The sequence below is a fragment of the Aeromonas piscicola genome (assembly GCF_000820005.1).
In the GTDB taxonomy this organism is placed as follows: Bacteria; Pseudomonadota; Gammaproteobacteria; order Enterobacterales; family Aeromonadaceae; genus Aeromonas; species Aeromonas piscicola.
Genome location: NZ_CDBL01000053.1, coordinates 46,108 through 71,894, shown reverse-complemented (window position 1 = coordinate 71,894; position 25,787 = coordinate 46,108). Strand labels below are relative to the sequence as shown.

Sequence of the window (25,787 nt, the reverse complement as noted above, 5' to 3'; positions counted from 1 at the left end):
TCCCAAGGCCTGGATGATGGCGCTCTCCGCCATCAGCGGCTTCACCCTGGCGGGGGAGGCTTACTGGCCCTCCGCCAGCTGGGTGCTCGGCATCTTTTTTGTGACCGGCCTCTATACCGGGGCCTTCTGGGTGCTGTTCGGTGCCCAGGTGCGCCGCATCATCCGCACCGCCACAGGCTGGCGTCGTTTCAACCTTGGCATGGGGCTCGCCACGGCGGCCTGTGTGCTGATGATCTGGATTTAGGCGTCCAGGCTCCCTTGACGTGTCGGCCCGGCCGCGACAGACGTCAACAGACCCTGGACCTTTGGCCTTACCTTCTGTCTTGTTGGCCCTTCGGGGCCTTTTTTATCTCGCTGGCAGCGCCATGCTGCACTGGCACTGCATTAAAGGAGTCCCCATGAAATGTATCGGTCTGCTGGGTGGCATGAGCTGGGAATCCACCGTCAGTTACTATCAGGCGTTCAACCGGGACGTGCGGGCACGGCTCGGCGGCCTGCACTCGGCGCGGGTGCTGCTGAGCAGCGTCGACTTTGCCGAGATAGAGCGGCTGCAGCATGCCGGTGACTGGCCCACGACCGCCAAGCTGCTGGCTGCCGAGGCGCGCAAGCTGCAGGCTGGCGGCGCCGATTTTCTGCTGATCGGCACCAACACAATGCACAAGGTGGCGCCCGAGATTGAGGCTGCCATCGATATTCCGCTGCTCCATATCGCCGATGCCACCGCCCGTCGCCTGCAAGCGGACGGCATAGATAGGGTCGGGCTGCTTGGTACCCGCTTCACCATGGAGCAGGATTTCTACAAGGGGCGGCTGCAGGACAAGTTCGGGCTGGAGGTACTGGTGCCCGGCGAGGCGCAGCGCGAACGGGTGCATAGCATCATCTATGACGAGCTCTGCCTTGGCGAGATCCTGGCGTCATCGCGCGCCGAGTATCTCGCCATCATCGCCGGGCTGGCCGAGGCGGGTGCCCAGGCGGTGATCCTGGGCTGCACCGAGATTGCGCTGCTGGTGGGGGATGCCGAGGCCGCGGTGCCGCTCTACGACACCACCGCCATCCACGCCGAGGCGGCGGTCACCCTGGCGCTGGCCTGATGGCACGCGGGTGATCCAGAAGGTGGGGGGATACCCGCAACGGCCAGCCGGCGGCGCCGCACCGTGCCGGCTGGAAGAACATAGTAAAAGTGGAGGGCGGGCGCAGCGAGGTGCTGGTGCGTCTCGATCACCCGGCGCCCAGGGAGCGTGCCTACATGGCGCACTGCCACCTGCTGGAGCACGAGGACACCGGCATGATGATTTCGTTCACGGTAGAAGCCTGAATAAATGGCCCGAATGGGGCCATTTTCTCATTTCACTGGTCAGATCTCACTATCTACGCACATCACATACCCCTTGGCATAAAAGCGTGTAAAATTGCGCCCTGAATTTCCCGGCCAACTCGGTTGGCCGCGACTCCTTACATGCAAGGCTGACACTGTGACAGAAGTAGATAGATTCGCGGACATTCGCCCCTACCGCGATGAAGAAGTGCCGGCAGCCATAGAACGGCTGATCCGGGATGATGAATTCGTTGGCGCCATCGCCAAGTATCGTTTCGGCTCCCTGATGAGCTGGCTGGGCTGGGCCATACGCCCGCTGATCCGCCAGTTCCTGCGCTACAAGTGGTCCAAGGTGACCACCATTCATCAGGTGCAGATGGGCGTGACCCGTTACATGTCCCGCATGATTGCCACTTCCACCAAGGGCGTGACCTTCTCGGGGATCGAGCACCTGAAGAAGGAGCAGGGCTACCTGTTTGTCTCCAACCACAGGGACATCGCCATGGATCCGGCGTTCGTCAACTGGGGACTGCATACCCACGGCTTCGATACGGTGCGCATCGCCATCGGTGACAACCTGCTGCGCAAACCCTGCGCGACCGAGCTGATGAAGCTCAACAAGAGCTTCATCGTCAAGCGCTCTGCCAAGGGGCCACGGGAGATGATGAAAATGCTCGGCGAGCTGTCTGCCTACATAGGCCAGTCGGTGCACGAGGGTCACTCCATCTGGATCGCCCAGAAGGAAGGGCGTGCCAAGAATGGCGATGACAAGACGGATCCGGCCATCCTCAAGATGTTCTATGTGGACGGCAAGAAGCAGAAAATTGACTTCGTCGACTACATGCGCAGCCTCAACATAGTGCCGGTCAGCATCAGCTACGAGCTGGATCCCACCGACAAGGCCAAGGCGCGCGAGCTGTACGAGAAGTCGGTCAACGGCAGCTACGAGAAGGGCGAGTTCGAGGACATCGAAAGCATAGTCGCCGGCATCGTCGGCCAGAAGGGGCGGGTACATGTCTCCTTCGGCGCCCCCATCACCGAGGGCTTCAGTGATCCGGACGAACTGGCGGCGCTGATAGACAAGGCGATCTGGGGCAACTATCGCCTCTTCCCCGGCAACTACCTGGCCGCAGATGTGTCCGGCAAGGCCAATACCATAGAACAGGCGGCCTTCCTGACTCGTCAGTCAGAGGTGCCACAAGAGCACAAGAGCATCTGGCGCGCCATGTATGCCAAGCCGGTGGAAAACGCCCGCAAGGCTTGAATGACACCGGTTGTGCGAAAAAAAACGGGAGCAGATGCTCCCGTTTTTGCGTCTGGTCAAAGTCGGCGGTGATGGAGTAGTGAATAATATTGTTTCAGCTGGTACGATCACTGGGCGAATACGCTTGCGCCTCTTGGCAAGCTGCGGATGAGTGTGCAACAGTGGCCTCATCACGCTCGGCACGAGCACATGCTCTACTCCTGTCTGCACGGATTGCAGACGGTGTGACACAAGGACCTGAACAGGGTCCTTTTTCATTTTGCGGCAAAGATGTCGCCTGAATACACCTAAGGATCCGCTCGCCATGATCACCGGCAGTCTGAATACCCTGCAGCGCACGCCGCTGCCCGCCCCGCTGGATAGCATCATGGCCGAGGTGGTGAAGAGTGTGGAACAGTGGCTGAATGCGCCGCTCGGCAAGCGCGAGATCGACGGCCTCACGCTGTTCTGTCTGGTGAGCGAAGAGCTGACCGAGCCGGCCGCGGATCGCCGTGGCGAGTTCCATCAGCAGTATCTGGACATCCAGCTGCTGCTGCGCGGTGAAGAGTGGATAGGGGTCGGGCCTCATGCTTATGGCAATGATGGCGCCGATCATCCCCATCCCGACCTCTGGTTCGTCGACGACGAACAGACCAGTTATCTGGCGTTGCAGCCCGGCGACTTCGCCATCTTCTGGCCGGGAGAACTGCATCGCCCTCTCTGTACCCCCAACCAGCCGGCTCAAGTGAAGAAGCTGGTGGTCAAGGTGCACAGGGATCTGCTGACCGGCCTGTAACCGCCGGTGCAGCCTGGCTGAGATGAGTGCACGGAATCATCCGCATTTGCACTTAACGTATTGAAAAATTGGGCGCACTTTCCTGCGACCATAAGCCCCCGGCAGGGGAATCCCATCCACTTCTGGATGACACGACACTGTCGGCATAAAGCCGAAGCACAGGAAGATGTAGAACATGAGCAAGTTGGTATTGATCCTTAACTGCGGTAGCTCTTCCCTGAAATTTGCCGTAATGGACGCCGAAACAGGTGAGGACATGCTGTCCGGCCTGGCCGAATGCTTCAATCTGGATGATGCACGTATCAAATGGAAACTCCACGGGGTCAAGGGCGAAGCCATGCTGGGAGCGGGTGCCGCTCACCAGGCTGCCCTCGACCATATCGTGGGTCACATCCTGCCTCAGGATCCCTCTCTGGCCGAGCAGCTGGTGGCCATCGGCCATCGCATCGTGCACGGTGGCGAGCAGTTCTCCCGTTCCGTTCGCATCGATGATGGCGTGATCGCCGGCATCGAAGCCGCCATTCCGTTCGCTCCCCTGCACAACCCGGCGCACCTCATCGGCATCCGTGCCGCGCTCAAGGTCTTCCCGGCTCTGGTCGAGAAGAACGTGGCCGTGTTCGACACCGCCTTTCACCAGACCCTGCCGCAGGAAGCCTATCTCTACGCGCTGCCCTACAAGCTCTATAAAGAGAACGGCATCCGTCGTTACGGCGCCCACGGCACCTCCCACCGCTTCATCGCGGAAGAAGCCGCCAAGGCGCTGGGCAAGCCGCTGGCCGAGCTCAACATCATCAACTGCCACCTGGGCAACGGGGCTTCCGTCTGCGCCATCAAGAACGGTGAGTCCGTCGATACCTCCATGGGGCTGACTCCGCTGGAAGGGCTGGCGATGGGCACCCGTTGCGGCGACATAGATCCCGCGGTGGTCTTCTTCATGCACGACCAGCTTGGTTACAGCGTGGACGAGATCAACCATACCCTCACCCGTGAGTCCGGTCTGCTGGGCCTGACCGAGGTGAGCAGTGACTGCCGCTATGTCACCACCAACTATGCGACCGATGCTGGCGCCAAGCGTGCGCTCGATGTGTTCACCTACCGGGTGGCCAAGTATGTCGGTGCCTATGCCGCCGCCATGGAGGGTCGTCTGGACGCCCTGGTGTTCACCGGCGGTATCGGTGAAAACTCCGCCATGGTGCGCGAGATGGTGCTGGATCGTCTGGCTCTGTTCGGCTTCAAGGTAGATAAAGAGGCGAACAATGCTGCCGTGCTCGGTGGCGAGGGTCCCATCACCGCCGAAGGCAGCCGCCTGGCGCTGGTGATGCCCACCAACGAAGAGCTGGTCATCGCCCGCGATGCCCTGAGCCTGGTTGGCTAACGCCACCTCGCGCTGAATCAACGCCCGGCCTGTGCCGGGCGTTGTCGTTTCCGGCTCCTGGTTGAGCGGCTTGTCATTTGACATGGGGTGGCAGATACGTACCCTGACAACTGTTTCACGCATTGGAGGTAGGGATGAAGGAGATGTTTTTTCACTGGCTGACCGGCATGGGGATCGAAGTCAGCGGCCTGATGGCACTGGTGATCGCCCTGGGCTTTATCGTCCTTACCTCGCTGGTGTTGCACATGCTGTTGCACCGGGTGCTGCTGGTGCGGCTGGTTGGCATCCTCGGCAAGACCAAGCAGGTGTGGCTGCCGCCTCAGCTGCAACAGCGCTTGTTCTACCGGCTCGCCCTGGTGTTGCAGGGGGCCGTGCTGCTCGGTCAGGCCGAGATCTGGCTGCCGCGCAAATCCGAGAGCCTGCAGTGGATCGAGATGCTGGCCCAGTTCTGGATCCTGCTGTTCCTGCTGCTGGCGCTGTTCGCCCTGCTCGACTGCATGCTGTCGGTGAGCCGCTACACCCGGCTCGGGCGGGATCTGCCGCTGCGCGGCATCTTCCAGGGGGTCAAACTGGTAGGCAGCATACTGGTCGGCATCCTGATGATCGCCCTGCTGCTCGGCAAGTCACCGCTGTTCCTGTTCAGCGGCCTGGGTGCCATGACAGCCGTGCTGATGTTGGTGTTCAAGGATCCCATCCTCGGCCTGGTGGCGGGGATCCAGCTCTCCGCCAACCGCATGCTGAGCGTCGGCGACTGGCTGCAGATGGACAAGTACGGCGCCGACGGCGAGGTGACCGACATAGGTCTCACTACCGTCAAGGTGTCGAACTGGGACAAGACCATCACCACCATACCCACCTATGCCCTCATCTCCGACTCCTTCAAGAACTGGCAGGGGATGACGGAATCCGGCGGCCGCCGCATCAAGCGCAGCGTCAGCATCGATATGACCAGCGTGCGCTTTCTGACTGCCGATGAGCAGTTGCAGCTCAAGCAGGCCCAGCTGCTGGCACCCTATCTGAGCCGCAAGGAGCAGGAGCTGAGCGTCTACAACCAGCAGCTCAGCGATGCCTTGAGCTGTCCCATCAACGGTCGTCACCTCACCAATCTGGGTACCCTGCGCGCCTATCTGGACGCCTACCTGCGGGCCCATCCCGGCATTCGCAAGGACATGACGCTGATGGTACGCCAGCTGGCGCCGACCAAGGACGGTTTGCCGCTGGAGATTTACTGCTTCACCGCGACGACCGCCTGGGCCGATTACGAAGGGATCCAGGCCGATATTTTCGACCATATCTTTGCCATCATTGAGCAATTTCATCTGCGGTTGCACCAATCTCCCACAGGTTACGATATGCGTACCTGGCAACGGGGATCCGCCAGCAACGGCTAGAATGTCCCGGCGGCGCGCAGGGGCATAAAATCCTGCGTCGCCGCCCCATTTGCTTGTTGAATTTTGGCCAAGAGAGGAGAAAAATGGCGGCCTTCTCTCCGCCCCCGGACCGCCCAGCCGATCCCGGGTCAGCCCAGAGTCTTGAACCACGTCATCCATTACAGGAAAGTTATGAAGCTCCTTCACAATACTGCGGCCGCTCTGTGCTGCAGCCTCATCTTGGCCGCCGCGCCAGTGCTTGCTGTTGAATATGCCCTGCCTGCTGCCAACAGCCGTCTGGTGGGTGAAAATCTGGAATACGTGGTGCCGGCAGAGGAAAATGGCCAGCCGCTGGAAGCCGTTGCCGCCAAATTCCAGCTGGGTCTGACCAACATGCTCGAGGCCAACCCCAAGGCAGATCCTCTGCTGCTGCAGACCGGCGAGAAGCTCATCGTGCCGCATCAGCTGATCCTGCCGGATGCCCCGCGCGAGGGGATCGTGCTGAACGTGGCCGAGATGCGCCTCTACTACTACCCGAAAGGCAAGAAGGTGGTGGAAGTGCTGCCCATCGGCATCGGCCAGCTCGGCACCGACACCCCGGAAAACTGGGTGACCAGCGTGCAGCGCAAGAAGGCGGGCCCGACCTGGACCCCGACCGCCAAGATGCATGCCGAGTATGCCGCCCGTGGTGAGAGCCTGCCGGCAGTCTGGCCCGCCGGCCCGGACAACCCCATGGGGCTGTTTGCGCTCTACATCGGCAAGATGTACGCCATCCACGGCACCAATGCCCAGTTCGGCATAGGTCTGCGGGTGAGCCACGGTTGCGTGCGTCTGCGCAACGAAGACATCGAATACCTGTTCAAGAAGATACCGGTCGGCACCCGCGTGCAGTTCGTGAACCAGCCGATCAAGGCCTCGGTCGAGTCGGATGGTCGCCGTTATCTGGAAGTGCATCAGCCGCTCTCCCGCAGCCAGGAGGAGTTCAACTCCAGCCTGCCGGCTCCGCTGCCGATGACCCCGGCAGTGACCCGTTTCATCGCCCATGCCGACAGCGATTCCCAGCTGGTCAAGCAGGCGCTGGAACAGCGCAGCGGCATGCCGATCGCGATCAATCGCTGATCCTGGCGCCAATCGTCTCTAGCCCCGGCCACTGGCCGGGGCTTTTTTTTACCGCCATGCCGGGCTGGGTCAGGGGGGAGGGCGACCCGATAAGCGGTTGCTGCGTCAGGATAAAATCCGGCTGATTGCTCCTTGAGTGGTTCGTTAGTTAAAGATGAAACGTTTATATTGTGTTTTTTATTTGTTAAAAGTGGTTGAGGTCATGGGATCTGCTGATTAAGCTAGGGCGGATTTTTTAAGGAAGAGCCCGTCGTCAGAACGGGTACACACGTCACATAACGGAGTTTTGAATGACAGCCAGTACACCCATGCTTATCACCTTTCTGGTGTATATCCTCGGGATGGTGCTGATCGGCTTTATCGCCTATCGCGCCACCCGCAACTTTGATGACTACATACTCGGCGGCCGCCGCATGGGGAGCTGGGTCACCGCCCTCTCCGCCGGGGCCTCCGACATGAGCGGCTGGCTCTTGATGGGCCTGCCGGGCGCCGTCTTCATCGGCGGCATCTCGGAGAGCTGGATCGCCATCGGCCTCACCCTGGGGGCCTATCTCAACTGGCGCTGGGTCGCCGGTCGGCTGCGGGTTCATACCGAGAAGAACCGCAACGCCCTGACCCTGCCGGACTATTTCACCTATCGCTTCGAGGACAAGAGCCGGGTGCTGCGCATCCTCTCCGCCCTGGTGATCCTGCTGTTCTTCACCATCTACTGCGCCTCCGGCGTGGTGGCCGGTGCCCGCCTGTTCGAGAGCACATTCGGCATGAGCTATGACACCGCCCTCTGGGTCGGTGCCGCGGCCACCATCACCTACACCTTCTTCGGCGGCTTCCTCGCGGTAAGCTGGACCGACACGGTGCAGGCCACCCTGATGATCTTCGCCCTGATCCTCACCCCGGTGTTCGTCATCATAGCGGTCGGCGGCATAGACACCGCCATGGTGCAGGTGGCGGCGCAGAACGCCAGCAATCTCGACATGTTCAAGAACCTGGACTTCATCGCCATCATCTCCCTGATGGCCTGGGGCCTGGGCTACTTCGGCCAGCCCCACATACTGGCGCGATTCATGGCGGCGGATTCCCACCACTCCATGGCCAATGCCCGCCGCATCAGCATGACCTGGATGGTGCTCTGCCTGGGTGGCGCCGTGGCCATCGGCTTCTTCGGCCTGGCCTACTTCTCCACCTTCACCGAGCAGGCCGCCGGCGTCACCGGCAACCCGGAGCGGGTCTTCATCGAGCTCTCCAAGATACTGTTCAACCCCTGGATTGCCGGCGTGCTGCTCTCCGCCATACTGGCGGCTGTGATGAGCACCCTGAGCTGCCAGCTGCTGGTCTGCTCCAGCGCCATCACGGAAGATCTCTACAAGCCGTTCCTGCGCAAGAACGCCTCCCAGCAAGAGCTGGTGTGGGTCGGTCGGCTGATGGTGCTGGCCATCGCCGTGGTTGCCATCGGTGTTGCCATGAACCCGGAGAACCGGGTGCTGGGGCTGGTGAGCTACGCCTGGGCCGGCTTTGGTGCCGCCTTCGGCCCCGTGGTGCTGCTCTCAGTGCTCTGGTCGCGCATGACTCGCAACGGCGCCCTGGCGGGCATGCTGGTCGGTGCCCTGACCGTCATCGTCTGGAAGCAGTTTGGTTGGCTGGGGCTGTATGAAATCATCCCGGGCTTCCTCTTCTCTGGCCTGGCGATCCTGGTGTTCAGCCTGCTGGACAAGGCTCCCTCCAAGGCCATGCTGGATCGCTTCGACGAAGCCGAGCGGGAGTTCCAGACCCCGCCCGATGCGCTGGGTCAGCCAGTCGCCGTCAACTGAGTCGATCACCCTGGATAACAAAAAGCCCCGCGATGCGGGGCTTTTTCATGGGCGGCGACTTAGCCGGTGCACATCGGCGCGGGCCGCCGCACAGGTCTCTGTCAGCCAGCGGGCCCTGTCCTGATCGCTGGCCGTGTGCATGGGGCCCAGGTATTGGCGGTGGGTGAGCCTGATGCCGCACAGCCCCAGTACCTGCTTGTCGAGGATGCGCGAGGCGGGATCTCCCAGCCACCAGCGGTAGTACCAGACAGGGCTGTCCATGGTGAGCAGCAGGCGCGCCGTTTTGCCTGCGAGCAGGCGCAGGGGCTGGGCCTTGCCCTTGACATATTGAAAGGCGAAGCCGGAGAGCAGGGTGCGATCCAGCAGGCCCTTGAGACGGGCCGGCATGCCACCCCACCAGAGGGGGGAGACGATCACCAGATGATGAGCGGCAGTCAGGCTCTGCTGCAACGCTAGCAGATCCGGCTCCAGCGGCGGCATAAGGTCATAGCCATGGCGCAAGTCCGGCTCGAAGGCGAGCTCGCCCACGTGCAGCAGGGTGACCTCTGCGCCTGCCTCCTCGGCGCTGCGGGCATACTCGCGGGCCAGGGCATGGCAGAAGCTGTCGGGTTTGGGATTGCCGTTGATGACAAGCAGACGGGGTGGCATGGTCAGGGCTCCTGATGGGGTGAGCCCGTATTAGACCCTCTGTCCCATGGGACAGAGTCAAGGGGGTAGTTGCCCTCTTTCATGAGATCGCTGGTCAGTACAACCGGCCTGCCATTGAAGGGCGTTTGCCCGGGTTTAGTCTGGCTGGGGGACAGGCGTGCGACAGGGATGCTGTTGCAGCAGCTCGGCGAACTGTTCCAGCTGCTGATGCTGGTGTTGCAGGCGGGCAGTCTCGGCGGCGAGCTGGGCCAGCTTGCAGGCGATCAGGCGTTCGGCCTCCTGCCAGGGAAACTGCGCCATGTCGGTCAGGCCGGCCAGCAGGGATCTGAGCTCGCCGAGTTTGCAGCCAAACTGCTGGGCCTGACGAATGATCTGGACCCATTCCAGATCTTCCGCCCGGTAGACGCGATACTTGCCGCGCCGCCTGGGTTCGGGCAGTAGCCCCATCTGTTCATAGAGACGGATCGCCTTGGGGGTAGTGTCCGCCAGGCGGGCAAATTCGCCGATATACATATTGCTGCTCGCAAAGGTTGTTCGAGTAGGGGCTCACTATAGGTCAGTGGCGGGCGGGAGAGAATCCCCGTGGGGGAGGGGCGCGCCATCGGCGCAGTGCATTGCGCCGATGGCGCTCTGGATGTGGCTTTGCCCCATAGAATGCGAGGGCCTTGTCCTCGACGGGGTTTCGCCCGCCCTTCGGGCCGGGGCGAGTGACTTTGGAAAGACCCGCTTTTTATTAAAAGTAAGACCAAAGGTCTTCTCCCCCGGCAAGCCGTCCGCTTCGCGGATTCCCTCGCCTCCTTCATCGGGTCGGACGGATCGCCGCACACGGCACATCCCTGTGCCGCCTGCGGCTGCGCCGTCGTCCATGACGGCGCTCTTGACCCGCTAAACTCGGCTCGGCGGCTTGCAGGGGGCAACAATACCGTGCCCGTCTGTGGCGAAGGAGGCTGGTGTCAGCTCGTGACCGCTATCTGGCGCTCAGAATGGTGAGTGTCCCAATTTTGTTCCGGTAGGCGCGAAGTTAATTGACTTGTTAAATTACTCAACAACTGGAGTACCCCAGCCGTCATAGTCAGCACTAAATTTGTTTGCCAACTTCAGCATTAAATAGGTTTCATTGTTGATGGTTTTAATATCTAAGGCAGCTTCCTTAATTAGGTCGCCATACCAATAATGTGTACCTTCATGTACGTTATCGCCAATATTGGCAGCACGGTAGCCAAGAGACTCACCTTTAGCTATGAGATCTTTGAGTGAATCAGGGCTATAGCAGTTAAAATGATGCTCAAGAGGGTGCGGCTTGTTTGGATCAGAACCAGCATCAATAAGTGCTTGGATTGTTTTTTTATTAATTTCCACATTCGGTATAAATTCAGCTGCTTGAGATCCACTGAAACCAAGGGCGGCTATTAATGAAATTAGAAGTTTTCGCATGACTGTCCTTAGTAATTTAACGCTTTGCTAATTGGCTGCCGCAGCATAGCGCAGGCAGTCCAGTGGAGGCCACGTTTTTTGTGGCCGGAACGAAATTAAGCAATTTGTTATGCCTTGGGTTCAAAGCACCTTTTATAATCTACTGCCCATGACTCGAAGAACTTGGTTCGTACATTAACTTCAACTAACTTATCCAACAAAGTCGAGCGCTTAAGGTTACCCCAGAGCAGATCTTTTTTACTTAAATTCAGTAACTCTACCAAATCATTTGTGTCATGACTGACAGAGGACACCCAGCTTGTCAGGCAAGTCTGCTATCGAGATGGTGGGTGTCCCAATTTTTGCCGCCATAACCGGCCGAGCGCAGCGAGGTCCAAGTTACTATGTGGCCGAGGATTAATGGCCTTGCAATAAGTTAAAATGCTGGAGTGCATTTCTTACACTCCAGCCAAATTATTCCGAAGTCACCGACTATCTCAAACCCATTTTCTATACAATTGACTTCTTCTAGCTCTCCCAACGATGCTACGTTACCTTCGTGATCGTAGATAATTCTGATAGAGACATGCGAGATATCGACCTTCAGTTGAGAGCCGTCATCATTAGCGAAACGAATGGTACTTATTTTTCTATTCTCGTCGATCACCTTCATCGTAAATTCACTACGGTCTTGAGGTGCCGAAATTTCAATTACATTTTGACCGATTAAGCTTTTCATAACTCAAGACTCATCATTCCTCGTTAAGTAATTAGCAACGCTACTACCTAACCTATTGTGCTGTAAACACTAAACCTGAGTAAAACACAAAATGCCAAGGTTGTGGATCCTGCTATCATATACACAGTATTCACTGATGACCGGCCAGTATCTCCTGCAGCATCTAACGTCCACTTAGTTGAAGCGGGTATTTGGTTCAACTTTTACTCCTAATCGTATAACGTTTGAATTCAGTGGGCCAGCTAGCGCAGCTCCACTGCGATGAAGGGTTATGCCGCTTGGCTCAGCCATTCATGGAACCACTCCGTCGGAATCCGCACTTGCTCAAAATTACCGGATCTTAATTCGTCAATTGAATAGGTATTGGCCAAGTACAAGTCCCACTGTGTTTCGACATCGGTGAGGATCGGAAGTAGCTTCTCAATTTCAGGCTCCGCATCGACCTCAAGGTACTGGCACCAAAACCGATCACACCACTCCGCGATTGCCTTATGAGAGTAAGGAGACGGCTCGGGCATCGCTCCCCACTTCAGCATTTGAATCGCGGCCTCCCTAGTGAAAGGCATCTCCGCTGGCTGGCTCACGTTCACTTCGCTTGTCCTCTATTCATACGACATAACGACTAAGCTCAAGCGCGGGCGAAAGGCGACAGCCTTTTGACCGTCGCTTGGAGCGCCTAGTTATGTGCGGACTTAGTAACATTGCCACTCGCACGCCCAATCGTCTTCTTTGCCTTTGGCAGTTCCTCGACCAAAATAGCCAACCCCACCATCGCCCCAGTTCCAATTAGCTTTCGGTTCGGAGTCAACTTGAAATACGTACTCCGGAGCCGCCGGATGCTGATTCCAAGGAGCCCAGAATATCTCCGATTGGATCAGTGTCGGCCACCCACCAAGCTTTAAGCCAGACACGTTCGAAAACAAATCTTCATAGTTGTCTTGAACGCTCTCAGGAATATCAAATGGTAGGCCTTCCCAGCACGGGAAGTCCTCTTCCACTACTCGAGGCCGCATCGGAAACGCCTTGACCATCGATTTCGTATCGGGCTGGCCAATAGGAACTAGCACAGACAGCGATTGGTATGTCCTGAGGCACCATTTTTGTCCGTTGGGCGCATTCGAGGGAAGTTCTTTTGGGTCGATGAACAGTGTAATGAACTCGATGTTTGTCAGCCCCGACGGGCGAAAAGGTAGGTTGGCTAGGTTGATCTGGCAAAGCGCTCGCATCGGAGCGCCATCCATGGATGGCCACACTTCCCACGGGGAGCAGACGTTTACTTTTCCGAACCAGCTTTCTAATGGGTCATCGGATGCCTTGAACCCGCCGATCTCGAAGACGATGGCCTGCCGCTTCAGTTTCTCTCTAATCTCTTCCATAACGTTCCTGGAGCACATAACGCCCGCCACACACGCGAGCAACTTGTTGCGAGTCGAGCGCCGAAGGCGCGGTGTGCTGGCGTTTGTTATGCACTTTGTGACAATGCTTCAGAAATGGCTTTTTTCATTAGCTCTTCATCATCAAGTAATTCACGATAGTTCTCATAGGGCAAGTTTCCATCATTGACTTGTCTCTCAACAAAGATCTGCATACGCCATGGGTCTGGGTCGGGTTTGTCAAAATCAAAATCGATACCTCCAACATCAGGAGTTTTAAAAACATCTACACCGATGCCATGAGTGCGAATATACCAAGTTGTTCCTGGCACCAATTTGCAGCCACGATTTTCTCTAGAAAGTATATCTTCTGCTTTCGATAGTCCGAATCCAAGCCGAATTAGCTCCTTAGCCCAACTCATTTGGGCATACCATAATGGAATCACTGCTTTGATTGGATTAATACTCATGACATCCTTAATGCATAACGCAAAGCACACGGGTGACGACCGCGTAGCGGTTGGCATCCCAGCGGAAGCAGGCCGCGAGTGTTGCGCCTTGTTAGCAGCCCACACCGAACTTTGGCGGCTTACCGCACTGGCAAACCCGAACAACGGCAGACTGCTTTTAATTAAAAACTAAACCGGTTAACTGCGACGAAGCGACCAAATCGGAGTCTATAAGCCATTTAAGCGAAGCCACGAAGAACAACGCTACAGCCACCACCGTTTGCTGCAAACCCACAAACTGGCGAACTTTACCTTTTGGCGCGGCCGCTAAGAGCGCGAAACGCAAGCAGAACCGAAACAAAACTGCTGACTAAAACCATTAAAACCCGAAAACCTGCTAACGCCAAGTTCAGCGCAACTTACAAACTGTCCAAGGAGCGAAGCGACTGATGCTACAACGCCTTGTTAAATTTTTGGCTCTTTAGCTACCTAATAGCTACTAACATAAAAATATTATTTAATGCCTAGATATTTATGCGAAACCACTTTTCGACTGCGTTAACTTCATTTAAAGCTGCAGGTGAAAACCTGGCAGAAAATAATGTAAGTGATTTTAGGGTCTCTGGTAGCTTAATTGGCAATTCAGTTGTATTAGCTTTTTGTGCAAGTTGTAAAGCCAGCCAACAACATGACATAAAAGCGTATTCGTCTTGTTGTTCAATAGCTAGATTCAACACTGGAACGATTGACTCAAAAGCAATATGAGGCTGCTCAATTTTATCAATAGTTCTTTCTCTAGCTTTTGTTATAGCCCACTCGTCTTCAGCGAGAAGATCTAAAGCAAGAGCCAATTCAGTTCTAAAATTTTCTGCTACTTCCATTTTGTGCCCAATTTAACAGTAATTAGATGGAGGGCGGTACTAACACATTAATACCGCCTTCTATCTAACTCCGCTTCATTTTGATTCAGCAATTCATAAATAACATTTTAAATCAATGACTTATCTGCCTAACTCTGAAACTGAGTGTATTCGCTTGACCTCTTCTTTTTACACAACCGTTACGACTGTATAGAAAATCAGTGTGACCTTGGTCATGGCAAACGCCGGCATGGCTACCGCCCCTGAATTTCAGCTTCCAGTCTGCTGCTTTTAACCAACGGGATAGGGCTGGTATGGCTCATGGGTGACTCCGATGGGGCGTTTGTTGCCAGTCGGGTATGTTAGCTGGCCTGGTGCGGAGGGGAAGGACGAGATGGAAGATCTCTGGGCAGGATCAACAAATTAATGAACAAGGCGGTTTGATCGATAGATGGTGGGGAGCTGTGCAAGGCGTTTTCGAAAGGCGGCGCTAGCGAGTGCGTGACTCTGGATGGCTGATGCCACTCTCTGGCATAGCGGTGGCGCGATTGTGGTCGGCAAGGGGGCCGCTTGCTGGCGGCCCCCGTACTGCGGTCAGTTGCCCTTGGTCGGGATCTCGGTACAGCTAAGCGTCGGCTGGCCATAACGCTCCAGGCTGGCCTCGGTGCCCTTGGTGAAGAGGCTGAGGTTCTGGCCTTCATAACGGGCGCCGCTGGCGCTGGGGGCTTCATAGGCGAGCACCTGTTGCTGGCTATCCCCTTCGCTCAGGTTGATCACGGCGGCGGGCAGTTTGGCATCGTTATAGAAGTAGGTGGAGAGGGTGACGTTTTTGCCGCACTGGTAGTCGACCGGCGTCGGCACCGTCAGCTGGCCACCTTTCACCTGTAATTCGGTGATGCGCATCTGGTAGCTGGCGTCGATGCACTGACGCGGATCCCTGTCTTTCCAGCATTCGTTGCGGCCTTTGATCCAGCCGCGCTGCATCGCCTTCTCCGTCTTCACCTGTTCGGCGGAGAAATTGGCGATCGCCTTGGGGTAGAGCGCCGCGAGTTCGTTATCCAGCGCCGCCAGCCCGGCATTCTCGCAGATAAGTTGTTCGGCGGCGCCGTGGGCCTTGGCACAGTCGAAGGAAGGGGTAGCGGCACAGGCCAGCAGAGGGGCAAAGAGAAGGGGGCCAAGCAGCAGCTTGTTCATCGGAAAGACTCCAGTAAAACGAGTGGGATACCCGGCTACTAGAGCACAATGTTGCAGGGCCGCCGAGCGCTTTTTCACACTTGGCGACCCCGGTTGGCGGAGCGGATCCGGTGCAGGCCCGGACTTATGCCAGCGCCAGTGGCTGACGGGCGCGCCACAGCCGCTCGTGGAAGAAGAAGACAACTGTGTTGATGGCAGGCTCTATGATGGCCATCACGCCGCCGGTGAGCAGTTCGCCGCTCAGCAGGAAGGCGACGGCAAACGCCACGCTGAAGTGTACCAGGGCGAAGCTGCTGGTCTTGGCCTGCAGGCTGTGACTGGGCTTGAACTTGTGCCAGCCCAGATCATGGAAGTAGAAGGCGACCGTGTTGACGGCGGGCTCTATCAGGGCGATCAGGCTGGCGGTCAGCAGCTCACCGGTCAGCAGGTAAGCCACGGTAAAGGCGACACCGAAGTGCAGGATGGCAAAGCTGATGGTCTTTTTCATGATGGTGACTCCCTCTGGTGATGACAGCAGTATCCGCCACAACTGCATTAAATGAAAACTATTCTCATCTAGTGATTGAATAGGGAGAACCTATCAAGGGTGATGGATCTGCCACCATGCTGGGGCGTTCCGCCCGCCGAGGCATAGCGTTTACCCCGCGCCACCGGTAACGGCAGAAATAGAAAAGCCCCTTGCGGGGCTTTGTCATTCTTGCGACCGGTGAGGGCTTAGTCGGCGGCCTTGTTGAGCCACTCGACCTTGTACTGGGCACCGGCGCCCTGTGCCAGTTTGGCGCACAAGGGTTTCAAGAAGGCTTCAATCTGCTCGGCCAGCATCCAGGGGGGGCTGATGATCAGCATGCCTGAGCCATTCATGCCCCAATCGGCGGTCTGACCGGCCACTTCCAGCTCGGCCACCAGCACGTTGCCGAAGTTCTCCCGCTTGATTGCCTTGAGCATGTCGCGAGACTTGTCCGCTTCCTGACCCAGGATGGGATACCAGAGCGCATAGATGCCGGTTGCCCAGCGCTTCTGTGCTTTCTTGAGGGTATCAACCACGGCGAAGTAATCTTCCTTCAGCTCATAGGGCGGATCGATCAGCACCAGTCCACGGCGCGGGGTCGGCGGCAGCAGGGCCACCAGCCCCTCGAAGCCGTCGCGGTGGTGGACGGCGACGCGGGGGTCGTAGCCCATGTTGGCGCGCAGGTCTTCCACCTCGTTATTGTGCAGCTCCATCAGCGCCAGCTTGTCCTGCTCGCGGGCGAGACGGCGTGACAGTTCGGGGGAGCCTGGGTAGTAGTGCAGCTCGCCACCGTTTCCTTCTTGACCGGGGTTCATCTCTTCGATGACGCCGAGATAGGGGGCCATGGCAGACCACTGGGCCCGTTCATCCCACAGCCGGCCTATGCCGTCGGCGTATTCCGCCTTCTTCTGGGACCAGTCGCCGCGCAGGTCGTAGAGACCGCCACCGGCATGGGTGTCCAGCACGATGAAGGGTTTTTCCTTCTTCTTGAGGGACTCGATGATCAGGGCCTGAACGGCGTGTTTCAGCACGTCGGCGTGGTTGCCGGCGTGAAAGGCGTGGCGATAACTCAGCATATTAGATCTCTGAGGGGGCCCTGCTGGGCACCCAGTAACGATAGATAGTTCAACAAATTGTGGCCCTTGCCGCGAAACAGGGGGAGGCTGCGTAGGCTCTGCAACAGGACCCCCTGTTGCAGCCGTTCCAGCTCCAGTTCGTGGGCCAGCATGGCCTGATACTCTTCCTCATCCAGCCGCGCTTTGGCGCTCTGGCGCAGGGTACGCCAGGGGATCAGTACTGCTTCAGTCTGCACTAGTGCAGGTTGCAGATCGGTCAGATCGACCACTATGCCGAGCTGATCCAGCCGGTGCAGCAACAGTGCCAGATTGACGTTGCCCCCCAGCGCCTGCACGGTGAGCCAGTCCTGGCTGCGCTCGCCATAGACCTTGCCGCTCCAGTGCCAGAAGCCCAGCGGTGTCGGCAACTCGTGTACCGCGACCCGTTCGCTTGCCATCAGCTGCTCGTCACGCAAAGAAGGCCTGCTCCATGGTTTCCAGCTCCTCTGAGAGGCTCATCCACTCCAGCTCCACCCCTTCCAGCTCCTCCTTGATGGGGCCCTGGGACTTGAGCAGTTCGGAGAGCTTGTTCTTGGCGCTCTCTTCGTAGATGGCGGGATCGGCCAGCTGTTCTTCCACTGCGGCCAGCCGGGTCTGCAGTTTCTCCATGCTGGCTTCGAGCTTCTCCAGCTTCTGGCGCAGGGGGCGGGTCGCTTGCCGGAACTCCGCCTCGCGCCGCTTCTGATCCTTGCGCGCCAGCGCCGAGTTGGCGGAGATGATGCCGTCGCTGGGCTTGGCGTTGGCCTCTTTTTCCTGCTCGCCGAGCCACTTGTGGTAGTCGTCCAGATCACCGTCGAAGGCTTCGACCCGGCCACCGTGCACCAGATAGAAGTCATCCGTGGTGGTGCGCAGCAGGTGCCGGTCGTGAGAGACCACCACCATGGCGCCCTCGAAGCCTTGCAGCGCCATGGTCAGGGCGTGGCGCATCTCCAGATCCAGGTGGTTGGTCGGTTCATCCAGCAGCAGGAGGTTCGGTTTTTGCCAGGTGACGAGGGCCAGCACCAGCCGCGCCTTCTCGCCGCCGGAGAAGGGGGCCACCTTGTCGAGCGCCTTGTCACCGTGGAAGCCGAAGCTGCCCAGATAGTTGCGCAGCTCCTGCTCGGACTTGTCCGGTGCGAGGCGGGCCAGGTGATCGAGGGGGGTGTCGTCGAGCCGCAGGGTCTCCAGCTGATGCTGGGCGAAGTAGCCTATGCTGACCCCTGCGCTCACCTCCAGCTTGCCCGACAGGGGCGGATTGGTGCCCGACAGCATCTTGATGAAGGTGGACTTGCCAGCGCCGTTGCGACCGAGCAGGCCGATGCGCGAACCCGGCACCAGGTTCATCTTGATCTTCTCCAGGATCACCTTGTCGCCATAACCAGCGCTGAGGTTCTCCATGGCGATGAGCGGGGTCGGCAGGGCCGACGGCTCGCGAAACTCGAAGCTGAACTCGGAGTCGGCGTGGGCGGGCAGGAGTTTCTCCATCCGCTCCATGGCTTTGAGGCGACTCTGGGCCTGACGGGCCTTGGAGGCCTTGTAGCGGAAGCGGTCCACATAGGCCTGCATGTGGGACACCTCCCGCTGCTGCTTCTCGTACATGGACTGCTGCTGGGCCAGCTGCTCGGCGCGCTGCAGTTCGAAGTCGGAGTAGCCACCGGTGTATTCGTTCAGCTTGCCGTTCTCGATGTGGATGATGCGGCTGATGACCGAATCGAGGAAGTCGCGGTCGTGCGAAATCAGCACGAGCGTGCCCTGATAGCCCTTGAGCCACTTCTCCAGCCAGATGACGGCATCGAGATCCAGGTGGTTGGTCGGTTCATCCAGCAGCAGCAGATCGGAGCGGCAGAGCAGTGCCTGGGCCAGGTTCAGGCGCATGCGCCAGCCACCGGAGAAGCTGCGCACCGGCGAACCCAGTTGCTCGTCGCTGAAACCGAGACCGTGCAGCAGCTCGGCGGCGCGGGCCCGAATGCTGTAAGCGCCTATGGTGTCGAGCCTGCCGTGCAGCTCGGCCACCAGGATGCCGTTGTCATCCAGCTCGGCCTGGGCCAGCTGGGCCTCCAGCGAACGGAACTCCTTGTCGCCGTCAATCACGTACTCCAGCGCGGAGCAGTCAAGGGCCGGCGTCTCCTGGGCGACGCCGGCGATCTGCCAGCCGGCGGGCAGGCTGAAGCTGCCGCTGTCGATGGCCAGTTCGCCCCGTACCAGTGCAAAAAAGGTGGACTTGCCACAGCCGTTTTTACCCACCAGGCCCACCTTGTGGCCCGGGTGTATGGTGGCGGAGGCGTTGTCCAGCAGCTTGCGGCCGCCGCGGATCAGTTCGATTTGACTGGCAACTATCATGGATGGGGTCTGCTTGCTCAAATGGAGGAGAAAAACTGGCGCGGATCTTACGTGAAATGGCGCAGATTTGCACTTGAGGTGGGGGGCTCCCACTGGCTGGGGGGGCAAAAACATGCCATAACAGAGAAATCAGTCAGGGTTGGGGAGGTTAGCATGCTTATCAGGGACATAATGACGACCCGGGTCGCCACCGTTTCCATGGATGACAGACTCACTGTCATCAAGGATATCTTCGAGCAGGCTCACTTTCGCCACCTGCTGGTGCTGGAGGAAGAGGAGCTGGTGGGGGTCATCTCGGACCGGGATCTGTTCCGCGCCATCAGCCCTTACCTCGATTCCGAGGCCGAGATGAGCCGAGATACCGAGACCCTCAATCGGCGCGCCCACCAGATCATGAGTCGTCATCCCGTTACCATAGCCCCCCATCTGCCTGTGCGCGATGGCGTGAAAATCATGCTGGAGAAGAATGTCTCCTGCCTGCCGGTGCTGGAAAATGGCGCCCTGGTCGGCATCATCAGCTGGAAGGATCTGTTGCGCGCAGCCCTCGACGCTGACGCCTTCTAGGCTTTGGCCTGTGCCACCCCATGTAAAAAGGGCTCCGCGGAGCCCTTTTTCGTGTCATCAAGGTGGTGATCGCTGGCCCGAGTCAGGGCAGGGGCTCCACCAGCAAGATGTGGGAGTCAGCACCCACCACCTTGACCCTGCTGCCTGCGGTGAGCGGCACTGGGCTGCGCACCGTCCAGACGGTGTCATCCAGATGCACCCGGCTTGTTCCCTGCACCACATCATCCAGCAGGGTCAACTCACGGCCCAGATAGCTCTGCATCCGCTCATTGATGGGGGCCGCCGCATCCTGACCCGAGCTGTCCTGCCGGTGCTGCCAGCGCCACCAGGCCCAGGTGGTGAGCAGGGATTGCACCGCAAACAGCAGCAGCTGCGCCTGCCAGCCGAAGGGCCAGAGCAGCAGGATCAGGCCGACTTCCAGCGCGGCTATGCCGGTCCAGAGCAGGAAACCCACCGAGCTCATCACTTCGATGGCCAGCAGCACGAAGCCGAGTCCCAGCCAGTGCCAGTGGGTCAGCCCCTCGAACAGGGCTGTCATGACTTGCTACTCTTGCCGTCCTTGTTGAACAGCTCGGCCATACCGGCTACCGAGCCAATCAGGCTGCCCGCTTCCAGCGGCATCATGATGATCTTGCTGTTGGGGCCTTCGCCTATGCGGGCCAGTGCTTCCGTGTATTTCTGGGCAACGAAGTAGTTGATGGCCTGCATATCCCCTTCCGCTATAGCTTTTGAGACCATATGGGTCGCCTTGGCTTCCGCCTCGGCGGCCCGCTCCCGCGCTTCGGCGGCGAGGAAGGCAGCCTGACGCTCACCCTCGGCCTTGAGGATCTGGGACTGCTTCTCGCCTTCGGCTTTCAGTATCTTGGACTGGCGCACCCCTTCGGCTTCCAGCACCTCGGCCCGTTTCTGGCGCTCGGCCTTCATCTGGGCGTTCATGGCTTCTACCAGCGCCAGCGGCGGACGTACATCCTTGATCTCGATGCGGGTCACCTTGATGCCCCAGGGGGCGGTGGCCGCATCCATGGTGCGCAGCAGCTTCTCGTTGATGGTGTCGCGCTGGGAGAGCATCTCATCCAGCTCCATGGCGCCGAGCACGGTCCGCATGTTGGTCATGGTGAGATTGCGGATGGCGCTGGTGAGATCGTTGACCTCATAGGCCGCTTTGCGGGCATCCACTACCTGCACGAAGCTGATCGCGTCTATGGTGACGTTGGCGTTGTCGCGGGAGATCACCTCCTGCGCCGGGATGTCCAGCACCTGCTCCATCATGATGATCTTGTGGCCGACCCTATCCACATAGGGGATCAGCAGGTTGAGGCCGGGGGAGAGGGTGCGGGTGTAGCGGCCGAAGCGCTCCACTGTCCAGTTGTAGCCCTGCGGTACTATCTTGATCCCGGCACTCAGGGTGATGATCACCAGGAACACGAAGATCCCCAGCACAATCAATGACTCATTCATTATTAAGCTCCTTATGAAACACTTTCACTAGCCTATGGCCTGGCGCCGAGCACCACAAGGATGTTCGCTCGCCTTTGTCATCATACGGCTTTGCTAATTACTAAAACGCATTAAAAAGCATTTTTTATTATTTTGAGGGATAAGCAGCCCTGCCTATAGTCGCCCCATATTAGTCGTGTTCCAAGGGATGGGCCGAAATGGATTATTTACCTATGTTTGCCAGGTTGGAAGGCCGCCCCGTGTTGCTGGTAGGCGGGGGTGAGGTAGCCCTGCGCAAGGCGCGCCTGCTGCTGGCAGCAGGTGCCCGGCTGACCCTGGTCTCTCCCGAGATTGAACCCGAATTCGCCGAATTTGCCGGCCGTTTCACCCATCTGGTCGAGCGTTTCACCCCGGCTCATCTGACCGGCCAGATCCTGGTGGTGGCCGCCACCGACGATCTCGAGGTCAACGCCCTCGTCTATCAGAGCGCCAACCAGCTCGGTCTGTTCGTCAATGTGGTGGATGACCCCAAGCGCTCCAGCTTCATCTTTCCCTCCATCATCGACCGCTCTCCCCTGATGGTCGCCGTCTCCAGCGGTGGCAAGGCCCCTGTGCTGGTGCGCCTGTTGCGCGAGCGGCTGGAGAGCCTGCTGCCCCGCCACCTGGGGGGGCTCACCGAGCTCTCCGGTCGGGTGCGTGACAAGGCCAAGCAGGTGCTCTCTTCCATCTCCGATCGTCGCCGCTTCTGGGAGCGGGCGTTTGCCTCCAACACTCTGGCCGGCCTCATCGAAAAGCAGGATTGGCAGAGTGCCGAAACCTGGCTAAATGACGGGCTCGACAAAGCCCAGAGCGAGGTGGGTGAGGTGGTGCTGGTGGGAGCGGGCCCCGGTGATCCTGGTCTCTTGACCCTCAAGGCGCTGCAACAAATTCAGCAGGCGGAAGTGGTGCTCTATGACCAGCTGGTATCCCCGGAGATCCTGGATCTGGTGCGCCGCGATGCGACTCTGGTCTCGGTCGGCAAGAAGGCCGGTGCCCACAGCGTGCCCCAGGAGGAGACCAATCGCCTGCTGGTGGAACATGCCCGCGCAGGTAATCGAGTGGTGCGCCTCAAGGGCGGTGATCCCTTCATGTTTGGCCGTGGCGGCGAGGAGCTGGAGGTGCTGGCGGCAGAGGGGATCCCCTTCTCGGTGGTGCCCGGCATCACGGCCGCCGCTGGCGCCACCGCTTATGCCGGTATCCCGCTTACCCACCGCGACCACGCCCAGAGTGCCGTCTTCATCACGGGCCACTGCCAGAAAGAGGGCAAGGAGCCCGACTGGCAGCAGCTCGCCATGACCCAGCAGACCCTGGTTATCTACATGGGGCTGATGCGCTCCGAACATATCCAGCAGCAGCTGGTGAGCCATGGTCGCAGCAGCCAAACCCCCATCGCCATCATAGAGCGGGGCACAACGGCCCGTCAGCGCGTGCTGACCGGCACCCTGGCTGAGTTGGCTGTGCTGGCCCAGCAGGCAGTGAGCCCGTCGCTCATCGTCATCGGTGAAGTGGTTGCTCTACATAAACAGCTGGCCTGGTTTGGGGAAAAGCGTGGCGATGAGGCGGGTAACAGCGGCGACCTGAATGGCAGTGATCTCAAGCTGGTGCACCTGGCGTGAGTCTGCAGAGCAAAGAATCGATTTGACGGTGCTGCGACAGCGGCACCGACCTGAACCCGAACCGCGCCCTGACCCGGCGCGTTAGCCAGACCAGAGGACCCGACATGGACCGTGAAAGACTGACACATCTGCAGCAGCTGGAGGCCGAGAGCATCCATATCATCCGCGAGGTGGCTGCCGAATTTGAAAACCCGGTGATGATGTACTCCATCGGCAAGGACTCCTCCGTCATGCTGCACCTGGCCCGCAAGGCCTTCTATCCGGGCAAGATCCCTTTCCCCTTGCTGCACGTCGACACCGACTGGAAGTTCAAGGAGATGATCAAGTTTCGCGACGAGACCGCCAAAAAGTACGGGCTGGATCTCATCGTCCACAAGAACCCGGACGGCCTCGCCATGGGGATAAACCCTTTCGTGCACGGCAGCGGCAAGCACACCGACATCATGAAGACAGAAGGGCTCAAGCAGGCGCTCAACCAGCACGGCTTCGATGCCGCCTTTGGTGGTGCCCGTCGTGACGAGGAGAAGTCCCGTGCCAAGGAGCGGGTCTACTCCTTCCGTGACAAGTCTCACCGCTGGGATCCAAAGAACCAGAGACCCGAGCTGTGGCGCGTCTACAACAGCCAGGTCAACAAGGGGGAGAGCATCCGGGTGTTCCCGCTCTCCAACTGGACCGAGCTGGATATCTGGCAATACATCTATCTCGAGAACATCGACATAGTGCCGCTCTACTTCGCGGCCGTGCGCCCGGTCGTTGAGCGCAATGGCATCAAGATCATGGTGGATGACGAGCGCATGCCCATAGGCCCTGAAGATGAAGTGAAGCAGGAGCTGGTGCGCTTCCGCACCCTCGGCTGCTACCCGCTGACCGGGGCCATCGAGTCCGATGCCACCACGCTGCCGGAGATCATCGAAGAGATGCTGCTTACCACCTCGAGCGAGCGGCAAGGGCGGCTGATTGACCACGATCAGGCAGGCTCCATGGAGCAGAAGAAGCGTCAGGGATATTTCTAAGGAATCGCATCATGAACAACCATATTCAGACCGCCATCAGCGAACAGGGCATTGAAGCCTACCTGCACGCCCAGCAGCACAAGAGCCTGCTGCGTTTTCTCACCTGCGGCAGCGTGGACGACGGCAAGAGCACCCTGATCGGTCGTCTGCTGCATGACTCCCAGCAGATCTATGAAGATCAGCTCAAGGCCCTGGAGTCCGACAGCCAGAAGCTCGGCACCACGGGCGAGAAGCTGGACCTGGCGCTGCTGGTGGACGGCCTGCAGGCCGAGCGCGAGCAGGGCATCACCATAGACGTGGCCTACCGCTATTTCTCCACCGCCAAGCGCAAATTTATCATCTCGGATACCCCGGGCCACGAGCAGTACACCCGCAACATGGCCACCGGCGCCTCCACCTGCGATCTGGCCATCATCCTGATCGACGCCCGCAAGGGGGTACTGGATCAGACCCGTCGTCACAGCTTTATCGCCAGCCTGCTCGGCATCAAGCAGTTCGTGGTGGCGGTCAACAAGATGGATCTGGTGGAGTTCAGTCAGGAGGTGTTCGAGCGCATCAGTGCCGATTACCGCGAATTCGCCAAGAAGCTCAGCGTCGACACCATACAGATAGTGCCTGTCTCGGCGCTGGACGGTGACAACGTGGTCAACCCGAGCGACAAGCTGGCCTGGTATCAGGGGGAGACCCTGCTCTCCCTGCTGGAAAATGCCGAGGTGGAGCGCGAGCTGGAGCGTCATCCGGTACGCCTGCCGGTGCAGTACGTGAACCGCCCCAACCTGGATTTTCGCGGCTTCGCGGGCACGCTCGCGGCCGGCATCCTGCGGGTGGGCGACAAGCTGGCGGTGCTGCCGTCTGGCAAAGAGAGCACTGTGACCCGCATCGTCACCTTCGACGGGGATCTGGAATACGCCCTGCCGGGTCAGGCCATTACTGTCACCTTTGCCGATGAAATCGACATCAGCCGCGGCGATCTGCTGGTGGATGCCGCCAGAAAGCCCCAGGTGACCCAGAACGTGCTGGCCCATATCGTCTGGATGGGGGAGGAGTCCTTGCAACCGGGCCGGGTCTATGACGTCAAGCTGGCCACCAAGAAGACCCGTGGTCAGGTGGAAGTCATCCGTCATCGCATCGAAATCAACAAGCTGGACGAGCTGGATGCCAGCGAACTGAATCTCAACGAGATTGGCTTGTGCGAAGTGAGCCTGACTGACCCTGTGGCGTTCGATCCATACACCGATATCCGCGACACCGGCAGCTTCATCCTGATCGACCGGCTGACCAACGTCACCGTCGGGGCGGGTATGATAGTGGAAGGCTTGGCCGCGAAAGTGGTGACTCTTGGTGGCAAAGCGGAGCAGTACAGCGAGTTTGAAATCGAGCTCAACGCCCTGGTACGCAAGCACTTCCCGCACTGGCAGGCGCTGGCCATCGGCAACGACAGCGGCAAGCAGTAGAGCCAGGTACCCTCTCCCGC

The 25,787-nt window shown here is 59.0% G+C and carries 26 protein-coding genes and 2 pseudogenes; 13 read left to right on the top strand and 15 right to left on the bottom strand.

Annotation, left to right across the window (positions count from 1 at the left end; translation table 11 throughout):
• The 9 genes and pseudogenes from BN1128_RS13340 to putP form a co-directional block, all read left to right on the top strand.
• A pseudogene (locus BN1128_RS13340) lies at positions 1–244 on the top strand (LysE family translocator); the annotation flags it as partial.
• A 154-nt stretch (positions 245–398) separates the two neighbouring features.
• On the top strand, positions 399–1,091 hold the full coding sequence (locus BN1128_RS13335) for an aspartate/glutamate racemase family protein (RefSeq protein WP_042869527.1): 693 nt from the start codon (positions 399–401) through the stop codon (positions 1,089–1,091).
• Positions 1,092–1,123: 32 nt separating this feature from the next.
• A pseudogene (locus BN1128_RS24710) lies at positions 1,124–1,315 on the top strand (multicopper oxidase domain-containing protein); the annotation flags it as partial.
• Between the two features lie 157 nt (positions 1,316–1,472).
• Positions 1,473–2,579, top strand: coding sequence for a 1-acyl-sn-glycerol-3-phosphate acyltransferase (locus BN1128_RS13330; RefSeq protein ID WP_042869525.1), 1,107 nt, complete (start codon positions 1,473–1,475; stop codon positions 2,577–2,579).
• 304 nt (positions 2,580–2,883) lie between these two features.
• Positions 2,884–3,354 carry a NanQ anomerase/TabA/YiaL family protein gene (locus BN1128_RS13325; protein WP_042869523.1) on the top strand — a complete coding sequence of 157 codons (471 nt, stop codon included), beginning with the start codon at positions 2,884–2,886 and terminating at the stop codon, positions 3,352–3,354.
• A 175-nt stretch (positions 3,355–3,529) separates the two neighbouring features.
• On the top strand, positions 3,530–4,729 hold the full coding sequence (locus BN1128_RS13320) for an acetate kinase (protein WP_042869520.1): 1,200 nt from the start codon (positions 3,530–3,532) through the stop codon (positions 4,727–4,729).
• A gap of 134 nt (positions 4,730–4,863) precedes the next feature.
• Positions 4,864–6,120: a mechanosensitive ion channel family protein gene (locus BN1128_RS13315; protein ID WP_042869518.1), complete on the top strand. Its 1,257-nt coding sequence runs from the start codon at positions 4,864–4,866 to the stop codon at positions 6,118–6,120.
• 171 nt (positions 6,121–6,291) lie between these two features.
• Positions 6,292–7,218: a L,D-transpeptidase family protein gene (locus BN1128_RS13310; RefSeq protein WP_042869516.1), complete on the top strand. Its 927-nt coding sequence runs from the start codon at positions 6,292–6,294 to the stop codon at positions 7,216–7,218.
• A gap of 290 nt (positions 7,219–7,508) precedes the next feature.
• Positions 7,509–9,026 carry a sodium/proline symporter PutP gene (gene putP / locus BN1128_RS13305; protein ID WP_042869514.1) on the top strand — a complete coding sequence of 506 codons (1,518 nt, stop codon included), beginning with the start codon at positions 7,509–7,511 and terminating at the stop codon, positions 9,024–9,026.
• A 45-nt stretch (positions 9,027–9,071) separates the two neighbouring features.
• Here the strand turns inward: putP and BN1128_RS13300 are convergent, their stop codons facing one another.
• From BN1128_RS13300 to BN1128_RS13245, 13 genes are all read right to left on the bottom strand, one after another.
• On the bottom strand, positions 9,072–9,674 hold the full coding sequence (locus BN1128_RS13300) for an NAD(P)H-dependent oxidoreductase (protein ID WP_042869512.1): 603 nt from the start codon (positions 9,672–9,674) through the stop codon (positions 9,072–9,074).
• Between the two features lie 135 nt (positions 9,675–9,809).
• Positions 9,810–10,187 carry a MerR family transcriptional regulator gene (locus BN1128_RS13295; protein ID WP_042869510.1) on the bottom strand — a complete coding sequence of 126 codons (378 nt, stop codon included), beginning with the start codon at positions 10,185–10,187 and terminating at the stop codon, positions 9,810–9,812.
• Between the two features lie 525 nt (positions 10,188–10,712).
• Complete coding sequence (locus BN1128_RS13285) at positions 10,713–11,108, bottom strand: ribonuclease E inhibitor RraB (RefSeq protein WP_042869506.1); 396 nt, start codon at positions 11,106–11,108, stop codon at positions 10,713–10,715.
• Between the two features lie 415 nt (positions 11,109–11,523).
• Positions 11,524–11,826 carry a hypothetical protein gene (locus BN1128_RS13280; protein ID WP_042869504.1) on the bottom strand — a complete coding sequence of 101 codons (303 nt, stop codon included), beginning with the start codon at positions 11,824–11,826 and terminating at the stop codon, positions 11,524–11,526.
• 269 nt (positions 11,827–12,095) lie between these two features.
• Entirely contained in the window at positions 12,096–12,416 is a 321-nt protein-coding gene (locus tag BN1128_RS13275) for a hypothetical protein (protein ID WP_042869501.1), read from the bottom strand.
• Between the two features lie 102 nt (positions 12,417–12,518).
• Positions 12,519–13,202 (bottom strand): DUF1963 domain-containing protein, encoded by a 684-nt coding sequence (locus BN1128_RS13270; RefSeq protein ID WP_082030418.1) that lies wholly within the window; start codon positions 13,200–13,202, stop codon positions 12,519–12,521.
• A gap of 86 nt (positions 13,203–13,288) precedes the next feature.
• Positions 13,289–13,669 (bottom strand): DUF6896 domain-containing protein, encoded by a 381-nt coding sequence (locus tag BN1128_RS24705; protein WP_082030417.1) that lies wholly within the window; start codon positions 13,667–13,669, stop codon positions 13,289–13,291.
• Between the two features lie 503 nt (positions 13,670–14,172).
• Complete coding sequence (locus BN1128_RS25430; protein ID WP_156140319.1) at positions 14,173–14,529, bottom strand: hypothetical protein; 357 nt, start codon at positions 14,527–14,529, stop codon at positions 14,173–14,175.
• 573 nt (positions 14,530–15,102) lie between these two features.
• Positions 15,103–15,702 carry an MliC family protein gene (locus BN1128_RS13265; protein WP_042869500.1) on the bottom strand — a complete coding sequence of 200 codons (600 nt, stop codon included), beginning with the start codon at positions 15,700–15,702 and terminating at the stop codon, positions 15,103–15,105.
• Positions 15,703–15,826: 124 nt separating this feature from the next.
• Positions 15,827–16,189, bottom strand: coding sequence for a DUF2061 domain-containing protein (locus tag BN1128_RS13260; RefSeq protein ID WP_042869498.1), 363 nt, complete (start codon positions 16,187–16,189; stop codon positions 15,827–15,829).
• Between the two features lie 227 nt (positions 16,190–16,416).
• Positions 16,417–17,286 carry a 23S rRNA (adenine(2030)-N(6))-methyltransferase RlmJ gene (locus BN1128_RS13255; RefSeq protein WP_042869496.1) on the bottom strand — a complete coding sequence of 290 codons (870 nt, stop codon included), beginning with the start codon at positions 17,284–17,286 and terminating at the stop codon, positions 16,417–16,419.
• The gene (locus BN1128_RS13250) at positions 17,280–17,741 is read right to left on the bottom strand and encodes a DUF2390 domain-containing protein (protein WP_042869494.1); all 462 of its coding nucleotides are present in this window, start codon (positions 17,739–17,741) and stop codon (positions 17,280–17,282) included. The genes BN1128_RS13255 and BN1128_RS13250 overlap by 7 nt, the downstream gene beginning before the upstream one ends.
• Complete coding sequence (locus tag BN1128_RS13245) at positions 17,734–19,644, bottom strand: ABC transporter ATP-binding protein (RefSeq protein WP_042869493.1); 1,911 nt, start codon at positions 19,642–19,644, stop codon at positions 17,734–17,736. The genes BN1128_RS13250 and BN1128_RS13245 overlap by 8 nt, the downstream gene beginning before the upstream one ends.
• A 153-nt stretch (positions 19,645–19,797) precedes the next feature.
• Between BN1128_RS13245 and BN1128_RS13240 the strand changes: the two genes are divergently transcribed.
• A complete protein-coding gene (locus BN1128_RS13240) occupies positions 19,798–20,208 on the top strand; it encodes a CBS domain-containing protein (protein WP_042869490.1) in 411 nt (136 codons plus the stop codon).
• 82 nt (positions 20,209–20,290) lie between these two features.
• Here the strand turns inward: BN1128_RS13240 and BN1128_RS13235 are convergent, their stop codons facing one another.
• Positions 20,291–20,746, bottom strand: a complete 456-nt coding sequence (locus BN1128_RS13235; RefSeq protein WP_042869488.1) for an NfeD family protein — start codon at positions 20,744–20,746, stop codon at positions 20,291–20,293.
• Positions 20,743–21,666 (bottom strand): SPFH domain-containing protein, encoded by a 924-nt coding sequence (locus BN1128_RS13230; protein ID WP_042869486.1) that lies wholly within the window; start codon positions 21,664–21,666, stop codon positions 20,743–20,745. Before BN1128_RS13230 ends, BN1128_RS13235 begins: the two co-directional genes overlap by 4 nt.
• Before the next feature lie 197 nt (positions 21,667–21,863).
• Between BN1128_RS13230 and cysG the strand changes: the two genes are divergently transcribed.
• From cysG to cysN, 3 genes are all read left to right on the top strand, one after another.
• Positions 21,864–23,300: a siroheme synthase CysG gene (gene cysG / locus BN1128_RS13225; RefSeq protein WP_082030416.1), complete on the top strand. Its 1,437-nt coding sequence runs from the start codon at positions 21,864–21,866 to the stop codon at positions 23,298–23,300.
• A 68-nt stretch (positions 23,301–23,368) separates the two neighbouring features.
• A complete protein-coding gene (gene cysD / locus BN1128_RS13220; protein WP_257982474.1) occupies positions 23,369–24,313 on the top strand; it encodes a sulfate adenylyltransferase subunit CysD in 945 nt (314 codons plus the stop codon).
• 11 nt (positions 24,314–24,324) lie between these two features.
• On the top strand, positions 24,325–25,767 hold the full coding sequence (gene cysN, locus BN1128_RS13215) for a sulfate adenylyltransferase subunit CysN (protein ID WP_042869479.1): 1,443 nt from the start codon (positions 24,325–24,327) through the stop codon (positions 25,765–25,767).
• Positions 25,768–25,787 lie beyond the last annotated feature (20 nt).